Consider the following 14,383-nt stretch of genomic DNA (forward strand, 5'->3'; position numbering starts at 1 on the left):
AGGGGAACGCCATGTTTACCGGCATCATCGAATCCATCGGCAGCATCCGTGCATTGACCCCCAAGGGCGGTGATGTGCGAGTTTCCATCGACACCGGCAAGCTCGACCTGAGCGATGTCAAACTCGGCGACAGCATCGCGATCAATGGCGTGTGCCTGACCGCCGTTGAACTGCCGGGCAACGGCTTTGCGGCTGACGTCAGCCGCGAAACCCTGGACTGCACCGCGTTCAACGATCTGAAAAGCGGCAGCCGGGTCAACCTGGAAAAAGCCCTGACGCCGACCACGCGCCTGGGTGGTCATCTGGTGAGCGGTCACGTTGATGGCGTGGGTGAAGTGATCTCCCGTGAAGAGAACGCCCGTGCCATCGAGTTTCGTATCCGTGCGCCCAAGGAACTGGCCAAGTACATCGCCCACAAAGGCTCGATCACGGTCGACGGCACCAGCCTGACCGTGAACTCGGTCAATGGCGCCGAGTTCTCCCTGACCATCATTCCGCACACCCTGAGCGAAACCATCATGGACGACTACCGTCCGGGTCGCCGGGTCAACCTCGAAGTCGATTTGCTGGCGCGTTACCTTGAGCGTCTGCTGCTGGGCGACAAAGCCGCCGAGCCGACCTCGGGTGGCATCAGCGAAAGTTTTCTGGCCGCCAACGGCTACCTCAAATCCTGACTTAAGGGGGTGCCGCGTGGCGCTCAACAGCATCGAAGAACTGGTTGAAGACATCCGCCAAGGCAAGATGGTCATCCTCATGGATGACGAAGACCGCGAGAACGAAGGCGACCTGATCATGGCCGCCGAGTGCTGCAAGGCCGAGCACATCAACTTCATGGCGCGCTTCGCCCGTGGGCTGATCTGCATGCCGATGAGCCGCGAGCGCTGCGAGCTGCTCAAGCTGCCATTGATGGCGCCGCGCAATGGCTCCGGCTTTGGCACCAAGTTCACCGTATCGATCGAAGCGGCTACCGGCGTGACCACCGGCATTTCCGCCGCTGACCGCGCGCGCACCGTGCAAGCGGCTGCGGCCAGGGACGCCAAGGCCGAAGACATCGTCAGCCCTGGCCACATCTTCCCGCTGATGGCCCAGGCGGGCGGCACTCTGGCCCGCGCCGGTCACACCGAGGCGGCCTGCGACCTGGCGCGCATGGCCGGTTTCGAGCCAAGCGGCGTGATCTGCGAAGTGATGAACGATGACGGCACCATGGCTCGTCGTCCGGAACTGGAGACCTTTGCGGCCGAACACGGCATCAAGATCGGCACCATTGCCGACCTGATTCACTACCGGATGATCCATGAACGTACCGTTCAGCGGATTGCCGAGCAGCCACTGGACAGCGAACTGGGCCAATTCAATTTGGTGACCTATCGTGATTCAGTCGAAGGCGATGTGCACATGGCCCTGACCCTGGGCAAGATTTGCGCCGAAGAACCGACCCTGGTTCGGGTGCATAACATGGACCCGCTGCGTGACCTGCTGATGGTCAAACAGCCGGGCCGCTGGAGCTTGCGCGCCGCCATGACCGCGGTAGCAGAGGCGGGCAGTGGTGTGGTGCTGTTGTTGGGGCATCCGCTGGATGGCGACGTACTGCTGGCCAATATCCGCGAAACCGCGGACCACGCGCCGGTGAAAAAACAGACCACCTACAGCATCGTCGGTGCCGGTTCGCAGATCCTTCGTGACCTGGGCGTGCGCAAAATGCGCCTCATGAGTTCACCAATGAAGTTCAATGCCATATCCGGTTTCGATCTGGAAGTTGTAGAATACGTGCCCTCCGAATAAAGACCGGTCGTGTCCTGTCTGAAATTCGTGGCCCAATATCCTTAAAGAACGCACGCGAGTGCGTTCTGGCTCTTTAATACGAGACATACCGAATGACCCTGAAGACCATCGAAGGTACCTTCATCGCCCCCAAAGGGCGCTACGCTCTGGTAGTTGGCCGTTTCAACAGCTTTGTTGTCGAAAGCCTGGTGAGTGGTGCCGTTGATGCCCTGGTTCGCCACGGTGTGAACGAAAGCGACATCACCATCATTCGTGCGCCGGGTGCGTTCGAAATCCCGCTGGTTGCGCAAAAAGTTGCCCAGCGCAACGAGTTCGCCGCCATCATCGCCCTGGGCGCCGTGATTCGTGGCGGTACTCCGCACTTCGAATACGTTGCTGGCGAATGCACCAAGGGCTTGTCCCAGGTGTCCATGCAGTTCGGCGTACCGGTAGCATTCGGTGTACTGACTGTTGATTCGATCGAGCAAGCCATCGAGCGTTCCGGCACCAAAGCCGGCAACAAAGGCGCTGAAGCTGCCTTGTCCGCCCTTGAAATGGTCAGCCTGTTGGCACAGTTGGAGGCCAAGTGATTTCCGACGAAAGCGATCGTTTCAACCCGCGCGATCCAAAACCTGCGGACGCTGGCAAACCCTCCAAGAGCGCCAAGCGCCGTGAAGCGCGTCAACTCGCGACTCAGGCCCTGTACCAATGGCACATGGCCAAGCAGTCGTTGAACGAGATCGAAGCGCAGTTTCGCGTCGATAACGACTTCACCGACGTTGACGCCGCTTACTTCCGTGAAATCCTGCACGGCGTACCTGCGCACAAAGGCGAGATCGATGCTGCGCTGATTCCGTGCCTGGACATCACCATCGAAGAACTCGACCCGGTTGAGCTGTCCGTTCTGCGCCTGTCCACCTGGGAGCTGATCAAGCGTGTCGACGTGCCTTACCGCGTTGTGATCAACGAAGGTATCGAGCTGGCTAAAGTGTTCGGTTCCACCGACGGCCACAAGTTCGTCAACGGTGTGCTCGACAAACTGGCGCCACGCTTGCGTGAAGCTGAAGTAAAGGCTTACAAGCGCTAAACGGCGCTGTCGGCCATGGGCGAGTTTGAGCTGATCCGCAACTTCTTCGCTGCCGCGCCCTGTGCGCAGCGCGGCGAGGGTGTTGCCCTGGGGATTGGCGACGACTGCGCCCTGCTGGATGTTCCCTTCGGGGAACAGCTGGCAATTTCCACCGACACCCTGGTAGCCGGGGTGCACTTCGCAGATCCTTGCGACCCTTTCTTGCTTGGTCAGCGTTCGCTGGCGGTGGCGGCCAGCGATTTGGCGGCCATGGGCGCAACACCCCTCGCCTTTACCCTTGCCCTGACCTTGCCGACGGTTGAAGCCGATTGGTTAGAGGCGTATGCCCGCGGATTAAACATGATGGCCCAAGCCTGTGGCCTGCGCCTGATTGGCGGCGACACCACGCGCGGCCCGTTATGCCTGACGCTCACGGTGTTCGGCCGGGTACCCAACGGCCAGGCCCTGACCCGCAGCGGTGCCCGACCCGGCGACCTGTTGTGTGTGGGCGGTGAGCTGGGCAATGGGGCTGGCGCGTTGCCGCTGGTGTTGGGGCAGCGTACCGCCGAGCCGATCATCAGCGAACCGTTGCTGGCCCATTACTGGTCGCCGCAGCCGCAGCTGGCGCTGGGTCAGGCATTGCGCGGCAAAGCCACTTCGGCATTGGACATCTCCGATGGCCTGCTCGCCGACTGTGGCCATATTGCCTTGGCGTCACAGGCGGGTCTGGTGATTGAGCTGGACCGGGTGCCCGTGTCATTGGCGCTGGAAGAGTTCCTGGGCGATGGCGGTGCGCAGCAAGCGGCGTTGAGCGGGGGTGACGATTATGTTCTGGCGTTCACCTTGCCCGCGCTTGAACTGCCGACGTTGCTGGCCGATGGCTGGCCGATCCATGTGATTGGTCGCGTGGTCGAAGGGCAGGGCGTGACTCTGCTGGATACGGATGGCTCAGACATCACCCCTGCAGTGCGCGGATATCAGCATTTTCATGCTTGACCCTGTGGGAGCGGGCTTGCTCGCGATGACATCGCCACGTTCAGCCTGATACACCCCATCGCCTGTTTCGCGAGCAAATCCGCTCCCACAGGTACTGTGTGTGCCACAAGTCATCAAACTTTTAGATATTTATCCTCGGTAATTCAGCCTAAGCGTCTGTTGGAACCTCCTGTTACAATGCCGCCTCTGCGAATTTCCAGTCCTCAAACTGATCAGGAGCACACGGTGCCCGTCGTTTTCGTTGCCGCTTGCAAGTTGCCTACCCCCTTTGCCGAATTCACCATGCATGGCTTCCTTGAGAAAACCACGGGCCGTGAACACGTTGTGCTCAGTTTGGGCGACGTGGCCGATGGTGCTCCGGTGTTGGGGCGGGTTCATTCTGAATGCCTGACGGGTGATGCCCTGTTCAGCCAGCGCTGTGACTGCGGTTCTCAGCTCGAAGCGGCCTTGCAGGCCATTGCCCGCGAAGGGCGTGGAGTGCTGTTGTACCTGCGCCAGGAAGGCCGTGGCATTGGTTTGTTGAATAAAATCCGTGCCTACGAGCTGCAAGATGGAGGCGCCGATACCGTTGAAGCCAACGAGCGTCTTGGCTTTGCTGCCGACCAGCGCGATTACGCCATCTGCCTGCCGATGCTTGAGCATGTAGGTGTGCAGTCGTTGCGTTTGATGACCAACAATCCGCGCAAGGTCAAAGCCTTGACCGATATGGGTATCACCGTGGCAGAGCGTGTTCCGCTGCACACGGGGCACAACCCGCACAACAAACTGTACCTGGCGACCAAGGCCAACAAGCTCGGTCACATGATGGGCAACCAGCATCAAAACGAGGCTGACCCGGCGTGACCCGCGGTCAGCGCCGTCGGCGCCTGAGCTTCAGCTGGTGGCAACAGTTGATACTGACCCTGCTCCCGCTGGTGCTGGCCAACTGGTTTTTTGGCGACTCCGAGCCGCTGTTGCCTGATCTGACGATGCCGTTCTTTATTGCTGGCGTGGCATCCATGTTCGCGACCCTGCGCACGTTCGGGCCTTACAAACATGGCCTGATCAACCTGCAAAAAGCCCTCGACACCCCGCAAGAACCGGCGGCCTGGGATGAGCTGGCCCGTGTGCGTCATCGTGCCTTGCTGGCAGCGGGGTTGCCCACCTGGATCGCCGCCCTGGCAGTGTTTGTCGGGCTTGAAGGTGTGCCCCTGTTGCTGCTGGCCTTGTCGACGCTGGTCCTGTTTTACCTTTACCGCATTCCCCGCCAGGTCGGCTGATGCGCGTCTTGCTGGCGGCTCTGCTGCTGAGCGCCAGCATGCCTTCTCTGGCCACCCTCCGTGTGGTCAGCCTTTCACCTTCCTTGTCTGAAATGGTTGTCGAACTGGGCGCTGCCGATGTGCTGGTGGGGCGTCTGGATGCGGGCGAGCCATTACCGGAGCTGGTCAGCGTGCCCTCGGTGGGCCGCTACGGGCAATTGGACATGGAGCGCCTGCTCAGCCTTCAACCCGACCTGCTGTTGCTCTGGCCGGGCAGTGTGGGCATCGCACAGCGCGAACAGCTGCGTAACCTGAAGATTCCGACCTACATTGCTGAGCCCGGTAGCCTCGAACAATTGGCGGATCAGCTTGAAGCCCTGGCCACTGCCCTCGGGCGCCCGGCACGGGGACACCAGTTGGCTGGCCAGTTGCGTCAACGTCTTGCCGGGTTACGGGCGCAGTATCAGAGCGACAAGCCGGTGCGAGTGTTCTATCAGGTGTGGGATCAGCCTCTGTACACCATCGGTGGCGGGCAAATCATCAGTGATGCGCTGGCCGTGTGCGGGGCGAAAAATGTGTTTGACGACCTCAAGCTGCCTGCGCCGCAAGTCAGCATTGAATCCGTTCTGCAGCGCAATCCCGAGGTGATCATTGCCAGCACCCAGGCGCAGCTGGATGCCTGGAAAGCCTGGCCGCAAATTGATGCGGTCAAGCATGGGCGTTTGCTGTTGTTGGCCGACAAAGGCCTGGAACGCCCAAGCGCGCAGATGCTGGAAGCGACCGCCAGATTGTGTGAGCAGTTGATCAAGGCTCTGTAGTCGCTGCCGCAGGTGTCATAACTCGGGGGTCCAGGTGATGGCCAACTGCAAGCTGCGCCGTTCTTCCCGATAGCCGTAGTAGTTGCCGTCATAGCTGTAGAGCGCGCGGGTGAAGCGCTTGTCCAGCAGGTTGTCGACCTTCACATCGAACCGCACTTCTGAACTGGCCTGCCAGTTGCCGCGCAGTCCCAGCACGTCATACCCGCCAATGGGTTGCTTGTTGTCTTCATCGTTGAAGCTGCTACTCACCGCTTGCCAGCTGGCGCCGACCCCCATCTTGTCGAATTGCCGATCCAGATCCAGGCTTAACGTCCGGCGTGCGCGACGGCCCAACGTGTGGCCGGTGCCTTTATCGCGAGGGTCGATGATCGCGATGCCCAGACTGCTCTGCCAGCCGAACCACTCCTGCTGCAAGGCACTTTCGAAACCGGTGATGTGTGCTGCGCCGATGTTCTGCTGGATGAAGTCGGCATCGGCCACAATCGCGTCACGAATCTCGGTACGGTACAGCGAGGTTTCCAGGCGGCTGGTTTCACTCAGCTGACTGCGCCACTGCAGTTCGTAGCTCTTGGAATGTTCCGGTTTGAGATTCGGGTTGCCGAATTGTGGGTAGTACAAATCATTGAACGTAGGTGCGCGAAACCCTTCGCTGTAAGACAGCAGCACATCATTGTCGGCGTTGAGCGGTACAGTCAGGCTGGCGCTCCAGGTGTTGTGGCTGCCGAATTGCTGGTTCTGGTCGTGACGCAGGCCCAGCTCGGTCGAAAAGTAATCACCGTGGAAGCGGTGCTGGATAAAGGCGGCGCGGTTCCAGCGACTGTCCTCGTCGAAAACAGTACTGCTGCGCACGCGGTCTTCATAGGTGTCTGCGCCCAGGATCAGGGTGTTTTGATCGTCCAGCGTCAGGTTGTTTTGCCAGTTCAGCGAGTCGCGATAGGTATTGAAGCTGTAGAGGTCCGGGCTGAGCTTGTCCCGGGTTTTTTCACGGTTCTCGCTGTGGCCCAGCTCCAGGCGTGAATTCCAGCGCTCGGCGAGTTGGGCGTCGATAAAACTGGCGACGCTGCTGATATCGAAGTCGCTGTAAAGTTGCTGGCCGCTGACTGTCATGGTGCTCGGGTCCCAGCGCCCGAACGAGTTGTCGAGTTCGGTCTTGCCGATGTTCTTCATCGCCGTCAATCCGACCTCAAGGTCTTCGCTCAGGTAGTGGCTCAGATTCAGGCTGAGTGACTTGTTGCGATAAGCATCATGGTCGTTGTCGCTGGGGAAGGACTCGTGAGTACGGTTGATCCCCGCGGTCTGTTCGAGGCTGGCGCTCAAGTTGTAGCGTGTTTGCGCATCACCACCGAATATCCCGACGCTGTTGTCTGAGCTGCCATAGCTGCCCATCGCGCTGCGGACTCGAAGCTGCGGGGCCTGATTGGCGCCACGGCGAGTGAAAATCTGAATCACCCCGCCGATCGCATCACTGCCGTAGATCACTGATCGCGATCCGCGCAGCACTTCCACTCGTTCGATCTGATCGATATTCAGGTACTGCAAGTTGCTGTCGGCCGAAGTGGCATTGGCCATGCGTTGGCCGTCCACCAGCACCAGGCTTTGTGCCGACTTGGTGCCGCGAATATAAATCCCCGGCAAACCGCCGCGCCCGCCGCTGCGCGCCACTTGAACACCCGGTACCCGGCCCAGCAGGTCGGTCAGGCTGGTGGGTTGCAGGCGGTCGATATCTTCACGGGTGAACACGCTGTTGGCGCTGCTGCTGTCGGAGCGCGCTTCAACCTGACGATTGCCGGTGATCAGTGTTTGCGGGAGTTTGAGCGCGTTTTCGCGCTCGGCGGCGTTGGCCAGCAACGGGCTGCTGAGGATTAAAACCAGACGAAGGTGTTTCATGGGCTCTCGGTATCAAACCTGTAGCCGCTGCCGCAGGCTGCGATAAGGTCCGCAGGACCTTCGCTATGTAAAGCGCGATCCCTTCGGGCTCGATCGCAGCCCGAAGGCAGCGGCTACAGGTACAGGTTGGTCAGAGACCCAGCAATGCCATGCGCTGGCGCACCGAGGCTTCAATGCCTGGCGCATCCAGGCCGCACTCGGCCAGCATCTGGCTCGGTTTGGCGTGCTCAACATAGATGTCCGGCAGGCCCAGGTGCAGGACTGACTTGAGCACGTTTTCACGGGCCAGGAACTCGCTGACACCCGCACCGGCGCCACCCATGATGGCGTTTTCTTCGATGGTCACCAGCAGCTCATGGCTATCAGCCATTTCGCGTACCAGTGCTTCATCCATCGGTTTGACGAAGCGCATATCGACCACGGTGGCGTCGATTTTTTCTGCCACGAGCAAGGCTTCGGCCAGTTGCACGCCAAAAACCAGCATGGCGACCTTGGAGCCCTGGCGACGAATCACGCCTTTGCCGATTTCCAGCGGCTCAAGGTTTTTTTCGATGGGAGCGTTCGGGCCGGTCCCGCGCGGGTAGCGCACGGCCGCCGGGCCGTTGTACAGATGGCCGGTGGTGAGCATCTTGCGCAGTTCGTTCTCGTCGCTCGGGGTCATGATGACCATGCCCGGGATGCAACGCAGGAACGACAGGTCGAAGCTGCCTGCGTGGGTCGGGCCGTCTTCGCCCACCAGGCCTGCACGGTCGATGGCGAACAGTACGTCCAGATTCTGTACGGCGACGTCATGCACCAACTGGTCGTAACCGCGCTGCAGGAATGTCGAATAAATAGCCACGACAGGCTTGGCGCCTTCGCAGGCCATGCCGGCAGCGAACGTCACGGCGTGCTGTTCGGCAATCGCCACGTCGAAATAACGCTTGGGGAAACGTTCGCTGAAAGCGATCAGGTCCGAGCCTTCTTTCATGGCCGGAGTGATGCCCATCAAGCGTTCATCGGCGGCGGCCATGTCGCACAGCCACTCGCCAAAGACGGCCGAGTACTTCGGCCCGCTCGCAACTTTTGGCGCCGCTTTCGGGGCGTTCAGCGGTTCAAGCTTGGTGATGGCGTGATAGCCGATCGGGTCAGCTTCGGCGGGAGCAAAACCTTTGCCTTTCTTGGTGACGATATGCAGGAACTGCGGACCTTTGAGGTCGCGCATATTGCGCAGCGTCGCGATCAGGGTCGGCAGGTCGTGGCCATCGATAGGGCCGATGTAGTTCCAGCCCAGCTCTTCAAACAGCGTGCCGGGTACCAACATGCCCTTGGCATATTCTTCGGTACGGCGAGCGATTTCCCACGCGCCAGGCAGACGCGAGAGCACCTTTTTGCTGCCTTCGCGCATGCTGGCGTAAGTGCGGCTCGACAGGATCTTGGCCAGGTAGTTGGACAACCCCCCCACATTGCGCGAAATCGACATGTCGTTGTCGTTGAGGATCACCAACATGTTGGCATCCACTTCCGGCGCGTGGTTCAGGGCTTCAAAGGCCATGCCGGCGGTCAGCGCTCCGTCACCGATCACGGCGATCGCCTTGCGGTCGCTGTTCTGCAGGCGGGCGGCAATGGCCATGCCCAGCGCTGCGCTGATCGAGGTGCTGGAGTGGCCAACGCCAAAAGTGTCGTACTCGCTCTCGGAGCGACGCGGGAAAGCGGCTACGCCGTCTTTCTGGCGCAAGGACGCCATTTGCTCGCGACGGCCCGTGAGGATTTTGTGCGGATACGCCTGATGACCCACATCCCACACCAGTCGGTCGTCCGGGGTGTCGAACACGTAGTGCAACGCAATGGTCAGCTCAATGACACCCAGGCCGGCACCGAAATGCCCGCCCGTCTGGCCGACGGTATAGAGCAATTCCAGGCGCAACTCATCGGCCAGGGTTTCCAGCTCGGCTTCGGCCAGGCGGCGCAGGCCCGCAGGCGTGCCTGCCCGGTCGAGCAGGGGCGTAGTCGGACGGTTGCGGGGAATCTCTTGAAACGTCGTTGGCATCAGGCGAATCGTTATAGGTATAAGAAGAGGCGGCAGTTTACCTTAAGGAACGTAAGCTGCCCACGCAGTCTGGCACTCGTTAGTAAGACCTTGGCATTAGAGCTGTCAGAAATAATTACCGAGTGTGACGATTAATGGCGGCGCTCAACGATATATCGCGCCAGTTCACGCAGCGGTTCGGCGCCTGCATCAAAATGCCGCAGGGCGTTGAGTGCCTGGTCGCGCAGATCCAGTGCATAGCCTTTGGCCTGCTCCAGACCCATCAGCGCCGGGTAGGTCGGTTTGTCGCGTGCAATATCGGCGCCCTGGCGTTTGCCCAACGTCGCGGTATCGCTTTCAACATCCAGAATGTCGTCCTGAACCTGAAACGCCAGACCAATGGCTCGCGAGTAAATGTTCAGTGCCTGAAGATTTTCGGCAGTCGCGTTGCTGCTGGCCAGGGCGCCCAGTTGCACACTGGCTTCGATCAGGGCCCCGGTCTTGTGCCGATGCATGTTTTCCAGCGCCGCCTGATCGAGCTTCATGCCTACAGAACCGAGGTCAATGGCTTGGCCGCCGACCATGCCCGCCGGGCCTGCAGCCTGTGCGAGGGCAGTCACCATGCGCAAGCGCGTTTCAGCATCCAGGGTGTTGAGTCGGGGGTCTAGCAGGGCGCTGAACGCAAGGCTTTGCAAACCGTCGCCGGCCAGAATGGCGCAGGCTTCATCGAAGGCCTTGTGGGTGGTGGGCTGGCCGCGTCGCAGATCGTCATCATCCATTGCGGGCAAATCATCATGCACCAGCGAATAGGCGTGGATCAGTTCGACGGCACACGCCGCGCCATTGGCTTGCTCGGGGGCGCTGCCCAGGGCCTGGCAAGCGGCATAGGCCAGTAGCGGGCGAACGCGCTTGCCGCCATTCATGACGCTGTAGCGCATGGCCTCGTAAAGACGGGCCAGCTCAGGAGCCGGAGCAACAAGCAAACATTCAAGCGCCGCATTGACGCGGGCCTGGCTGCTGATCTGGTAAGCATCAATCATTCGGACTGTTCCGCATCAAAAGGCTCTTGTGCCAACTCACCATCACGCTCAAGCAGGATCTGGACTTTCTGCTCGGCCTGGGCCAATGCGCCCTGGCAGTCACGGGTCAGGCGGATGCCTTGTTCGAAGGCAGTCAGAGAATCTTCCAGCGACAGCTCGCCATTTTCCAGACGCTCGACCAGTGTTTGCAGGTCAGAGAGCGACTGTTCGAAATCCGGTGAAGCTTTTTTGCGGGCCATGGCGGCATTCTCGGTAGGCGTTAAAACCGGCCGACACTAGCAGACAGCGGGTTTTGGGGCAAATCGGGGGCGGCTTGCCCCCGCTTCAATTTGACCGATAAAACCCGGAAAACCGGCATGGCGACCCATTAGTCGCGCATGTACCCACCGTCCACGTCCATGATTTCGCCGCTCACAAAACTGGCCGCATCCGATGCCAGGAAACACACTGCAGCGGCAATGTCCCGCGGTGTTCCGGCACGTCCCAGGGGCATGTCTGCCAGCACCCTGGCCCGTGCGTCAGGGCTCAGTGCACTGGTCATGTCGGTATCGGTCAAGGCCGGGGAAACGGCATTGGCGGTGATATTGAACGGCCCGGCTTCACGTGCCAGGCCTTTGGTCAGTGCAATCACGCCCCCTTTGGCGGCGGCGTAGCAGCTGTTGCCCAGCAGCCCGCCACCACGTTTTCCGGCGACAGAGGCTATGTTGATGATTCGTCCCGACCGCCGGGCCATCATGCCTGGCAATACCGCCTTGGCGCAGTAGAAAACACTGTTCAGGTCGATGGCCATGACCCGTTTCCACTCGGCTGCACTCACCTGCAGCAGGGGCAAGGTCGAGACGATCCCTGCATTGTTGACCAGGATATCGACGCTGCCCAAGACCCGTTCAACCTGGCTGACCATTGCCTCCACCTGCTGTTCGTCGGCCACGTCGACCCCCAGCCCGATGGCATGGATGCCCAGTTCGCCCAGTTGGGCAACGGCACGCTCGGCGGCGCTGTGGTCGAGGTCGCAAATCGCGACCCTTGCTCCGCATTGGCCAAGGGCGACGGCGATGGCATACCCGATCCCGCGGGCAGACCCGGTGACCAGTGCGTTACGGCCCTCCAGCGAAAGGCTGATCGGCGCAAAATTGGCGGGAGCATTCATTATTATTATCCTTTGGTCTGGGCGCATGTCGGCCTTCCCCCTTGATGGAGAATGGCCGGCTCCGGTTATGTCAGTCGGTTAAGTCAGTCGGTGAAAGCAGTCAGGAAGGGGCGTAGCGGCCCAGTGCCAACTGGTCTTTGAGCGGGGCAATGTTCAGCCGCCGAAGCACGCGATACAGCGAAGGTCGGCAGATGCCCAGCGCCCGCGCCGCAGCCGTCATGTTCCAGCGGCAGTCGACGAGTACGCCCAGTACATCTTCGCGCTCACCCAGTGGGGGCGCGGGGATTCTGCCCAGGCGAATCGGTGTGACGTTGTGCGGGTGTGCACGGGACGGTTGCGCAGGCTGCTCTCCCGTTTGTGCCAGAAAATCCGCAGGCAGATCACAGCGCTGGATGCGCGCGCCTTCCATGACGGCACAGGCATAGCGAATGACGGCCCGCATCTGGCGCAGGTTGCCAGGCCAGGCATGCCCGAGGAGCAAGGTCCAGACATCGTTGGCTATCATCTGGCGCGGATCGCAGCCGGGGATCTCGGTGGCGACCATTCGGCACACCAACTCAGCACGGTCAGTGCGATCGCGCAGCGGCGGCAATTGCACCACGCCCGTGGCAATGCGATAGAACAGGTCTTCGCGAAAGCTGCCGTTCTCCACCAGTTGCGTAAGGGACTGGTGGGTCGCACAGATCAGCGCGAAATTCACCGGCACACTGCGCTCGGCACCCAAGGGGGTGATCTCGCGTTCGGCGATCACCCGTAAAAGGCGGGTCTGCTGCTCGAATGGCATGTCCCCGATTTCATCGAGGAACAAGGTGCCGCCGTCTGCCTGCGCGACCTTGCCTTTTTTGCCCCCCGGCAGGGCGCCGGAAAACGCGCCACGGGAATAACCGAACAGCTCGCTTTCGATCAGGGTTTCGGGGATGGACGCGCAGTTGAGGGCAACCATCGGCGCGGCATGGCGCCGGCTGTGTTCGTGCAGCGCACGGGCCAGCACTTCTTTACCCGTCCCTGTTTCGCCCTGGATGAGCACGGCAATGCCGCGCTCCATCAGGAGCAATGCGCGGCGAAAAGCCTGACGCACTTGCGGATCAGTGTCGTGGGAAATGTCGCATTCAGGGTGGACAGCAGTTGTACGGTCTTGGGTAAACGAAGGTTGTTCGTATACGGAAGGCATCAGCGTCACCTTTTATTATTGTATAGCTTGTGACTATGTCGACTCGCCGCACTTGTGATACAGCCGTCGATATGGCGTTAAATGACAGTAACGAGGCGCACCGATATTTTCCAATCCATAATAAATCATCCATTGATACCTTTGAGAGCATCATGATCGAGCTCCGTCACTTGAACTATTTCCGCACGCTCGCCGAAACACTGCATTTTGGTCGCGCCGCAGAACGGCTGCATATTTCGCAGCCGCCACTGTCGCGGCAAATTGCCATGTTGGAGGAGGAACTCGGGGTAAAGCTCTTTGATCGATCGAGTCGACGGGTAGAGCTGACGGAGGCTGGTCAGCGCTTTTACCTGGATACCGCCACGGTGCTGGCTGCGTTCGAACAGGCCAAGCGCAACGCCCTGGCTGCGGCGCGGGGCGCTGCGGGGGAGCTGTCAGTGGGCTTCATGATGTCAACGGCCTACAGCGTTACCCCGGCGATTACCCGGCGCTACGCGGCGCAGTTTCCCCAGGTCAGCCTCAAGCTCACCGAGACCTTGCCCCTGGACCTGGCCGAGGACATCAGCAGCGGCAACAAAGACGTTGCCATCATGTACCGCCCCCAGGACTGCTCCGGGCTCGAATCCGTGACCCTCTACCGGGAAGAAATGACCGTGGTGCTGCCGCCGGGTCATCGACTCCTCGAACAGGCCATCATCGACCCGAGCGAGCTTGCCGGGGAGACCTTCATCATCGTGCCTCGGCGGATTGCCCCGGCGCTGCACGACATGATCTACAGCTACTGCCTGCAGCACGGTGTTACGCCGAACATCGGACTGGAAATCAATATGCAGCAAACCATCGTCAACCTGGTGGGCGAAGGCCTGGGGATTGCGATCGTGCCGCGCTCGATGCGCAACATGCGCCTGACCACCACCACCTTCAAACCGTTGCGCGCTGCACCGGTGATTGAAGTGGTGGCGGTGTGGAAGGCCGACAATCACAACCCCTGTATCGAGACCTTCATCGAGAGCGCCCGACAATCCTGTGCGCTGGTGTCTTGTGAAGAGGTGGTGAGTTGAGCCGTGGTTGCTGACGGGCGCGCACCTCGACCGGTCGCAAACCCCTGAGCCCGTACACGGATCTGAAGTGACAGCTGTCTCCCTGAGTGTCTCCCGCCTGCGCTCAGGCGACAGTTGCCCCGGCAACCCTAATTCCCCTGCACCCCTTGCTGCATAAGGCCTGCGCCAACTTGGCCGGGCTTTGGCA

The 14,383-nt window shown here is 60.6% G+C and carries 15 protein-coding genes; 9 read left to right on the forward strand and 6 right to left on the reverse strand.

Translation table 11 applies throughout. From position 1 onward, the window contains the following. The first annotated feature begins 11 nt into the window (after window positions 1-11). The 8 genes from V6P94_RS05875 (at window position 12) to V6P94_RS05910 (ending at window position 5,879) form a co-directional block, all read left to right on the forward strand. On the forward strand, window positions 12-674 hold the full coding sequence (locus tag V6P94_RS05875; protein ID WP_019824314.1) for a riboflavin synthase: 663 nt from the start codon (window positions 12-14) through the stop codon (window positions 672-674). 16 nt (window positions 675-690) lie between these two features. After that, entirely contained in the window at window positions 691-1,782 is a 1,092-nt protein-coding gene (gene ribBA, locus V6P94_RS05880; protein WP_133077064.1) for a bifunctional 3,4-dihydroxy-2-butanone-4-phosphate synthase/GTP cyclohydrolase II, read from the forward strand. A gap of 92 nt (window positions 1,783-1,874) precedes the next feature. Beyond that, on the forward strand, window positions 1,875-2,351 hold the full coding sequence (gene ribE, locus V6P94_RS05885; RefSeq protein ID WP_003444275.1) for a 6,7-dimethyl-8-ribityllumazine synthase: 477 nt from the start codon (window positions 1,875-1,877) through the stop codon (window positions 2,349-2,351). Next, window positions 2,348-2,848 (forward strand): transcription antitermination factor NusB, encoded by a 501-nt coding sequence (gene nusB / locus V6P94_RS05890; RefSeq protein WP_133077063.1) that lies wholly within the window; start codon window positions 2,348-2,350, stop codon window positions 2,846-2,848. Before ribE ends, nusB begins: the two co-directional genes overlap by 4 nt. 15 nt (window positions 2,849-2,863) lie before the next feature. Further along, on the forward strand, window positions 2,864-3,823 hold the full coding sequence (thiL, locus tag V6P94_RS05895; protein WP_133077062.1) for a thiamine-phosphate kinase: 960 nt from the start codon (window positions 2,864-2,866) through the stop codon (window positions 3,821-3,823). Window positions 3,824-4,048: 225 nt separating this feature from the next. Next, complete coding sequence (gene ribA, locus V6P94_RS05900; RefSeq protein WP_219262620.1) at window positions 4,049-4,666, forward strand: GTP cyclohydrolase II; 618 nt, start codon at window positions 4,049-4,051, stop codon at window positions 4,664-4,666. Then, complete coding sequence (locus V6P94_RS05905) at window positions 4,663-5,082, forward strand: MFS transporter (RefSeq protein ID WP_133077060.1); 420 nt, start codon at window positions 4,663-4,665, stop codon at window positions 5,080-5,082. The genes ribA and V6P94_RS05905 overlap by 4 nt, the downstream gene beginning before the upstream one ends. Further along, window positions 5,082-5,879 carry a cobalamin-binding protein gene (locus V6P94_RS05910; protein WP_133077059.1) on the forward strand — a complete coding sequence of 266 codons (798 nt, stop codon included), beginning with the start codon at window positions 5,082-5,084 and terminating at the stop codon, window positions 5,877-5,879. The genes V6P94_RS05905 and V6P94_RS05910 overlap by 1 nt, the downstream gene beginning before the upstream one ends. 15 nt (window positions 5,880-5,894) lie before the next feature. Here V6P94_RS05910 and V6P94_RS05915 read toward each other — a convergent pair whose 3' ends face one another. From V6P94_RS05915 to V6P94_RS05940, 6 genes are all read right to left on the reverse strand, one after another. After that, window positions 5,895-7,766: a TonB-dependent receptor domain-containing protein gene (locus V6P94_RS05915; RefSeq protein WP_338649087.1), complete on the reverse strand. Its 1,872-nt coding sequence runs from the start codon at window positions 7,764-7,766 to the stop codon at window positions 5,895-5,897. Window positions 7,767-7,896: 130 nt separating this feature from the next. Next, window positions 7,897-9,795 (reverse strand): 1-deoxy-D-xylulose-5-phosphate synthase, encoded by a 1,899-nt coding sequence (dxs, locus tag V6P94_RS05920; RefSeq protein ID WP_326398561.1) that lies wholly within the window; start codon window positions 9,793-9,795, stop codon window positions 7,897-7,899. A gap of 131 nt (window positions 9,796-9,926) precedes the next feature. Further along, window positions 9,927-10,814: a (2E,6E)-farnesyl diphosphate synthase gene (ispA, locus tag V6P94_RS05925; RefSeq protein ID WP_133077056.1), complete on the reverse strand. Its 888-nt coding sequence runs from the start codon at window positions 10,812-10,814 to the stop codon at window positions 9,927-9,929. After that, window positions 10,811-11,053, reverse strand: coding sequence for an exodeoxyribonuclease VII small subunit (locus tag V6P94_RS05930; protein ID WP_133077055.1), 243 nt, complete (start codon window positions 11,051-11,053; stop codon window positions 10,811-10,813). The genes ispA and V6P94_RS05930 overlap by 4 nt, the downstream gene beginning before the upstream one ends. Window positions 11,054-11,181: 128 nt before the next feature. Then, window positions 11,182-11,964, reverse strand: coding sequence for an SDR family NAD(P)-dependent oxidoreductase (locus tag V6P94_RS05935; RefSeq protein WP_326398560.1), 783 nt, complete (start codon window positions 11,962-11,964; stop codon window positions 11,182-11,184). A 100-nt stretch (window positions 11,965-12,064) separates the two neighbouring features. Continuing rightward, entirely contained in the window at window positions 12,065-13,135 is a 1,071-nt protein-coding gene (locus V6P94_RS05940) for a sigma-54-dependent Fis family transcriptional regulator (RefSeq protein ID WP_133077053.1), read from the reverse strand. A 152-nt stretch (window positions 13,136-13,287) separates the two neighbouring features. Here V6P94_RS05940 and V6P94_RS05945 point away from each other — a divergent pair, with 152 nt between their 5' ends. Then, window positions 13,288-14,196, forward strand: a complete 909-nt coding sequence (locus tag V6P94_RS05945; RefSeq protein ID WP_133077052.1) for a LysR family transcriptional regulator — start codon at window positions 13,288-13,290, stop codon at window positions 14,194-14,196. Window positions 14,197-14,383 lie beyond the last annotated feature (187 nt).

It is taken from the genome of Pseudomonas sp. ML2-2023-3, from assembly GCF_037055275.1.
Lineage (GTDB): Bacteria > Pseudomonadota > Gammaproteobacteria > Pseudomonadales > Pseudomonadaceae > Aquipseudomonas.

Bases quoted from the DNA above. Each gene is read 5' to 3' on its own strand.
- V6P94_RS05875 (WP_019824314.1), top strand. From the start codon at position 12: ATGTTTACCGGCATCATCGAATCCATCGGCAGCATCCGTGCATTGACC.
- ribE (WP_003444275.1), top strand. From the start codon at position 1,875: ATGACCCTGAAGACCATCGAAGGTACCTTCATCGCCCCCAAAGGGCGC.
- thiL (WP_133077062.1), top strand. From the start codon at position 2,864: ATGGGCGAGTTTGAGCTGATCCGCAACTTCTTCGCTGCCGCGCCCTGT.
- V6P94_RS05910 (WP_133077059.1), top strand. From the start codon at position 5,082: ATGCGCGTCTTGCTGGCGGCTCTGCTGCTGAGCGCCAGCATGCCTTCT.
- V6P94_RS05915 (WP_338649087.1), bottom strand. From the start codon at position 7,766: ATGAAACACCTTCGTCTGGTTTTAATCCTCAGCAGCCCGTTGCTGGCC.
- dxs (WP_326398561.1), bottom strand. From the start codon at position 9,795: ATGCCAACGACGTTTCAAGAGATTCCCCGCAACCGTCCGACTACGCCC.
- ispA (WP_133077056.1), bottom strand. From the start codon at position 10,814: ATGATTGATGCTTACCAGATCAGCAGCCAGGCCCGCGTCAATGCGGCG.
- V6P94_RS05930 (WP_133077055.1), bottom strand. From the start codon at position 11,053: ATGGCCCGCAAAAAAGCTTCACCGGATTTCGAACAGTCGCTCTCTGAC.
- V6P94_RS05935 (WP_326398560.1), bottom strand. From the start codon at position 11,964: ATGAATGCTCCCGCCAATTTTGCGCCGATCAGCCTTTCGCTGGAGGGC.
- V6P94_RS05940 (WP_133077053.1), bottom strand. From the start codon at position 13,135: ATGCCTTCCGTATACGAACAACCTTCGTTTACCCAAGACCGTACAACT.
- V6P94_RS05945 (WP_133077052.1), top strand. From the start codon at position 13,288: ATGATCGAGCTCCGTCACTTGAACTATTTCCGCACGCTCGCCGAAACA.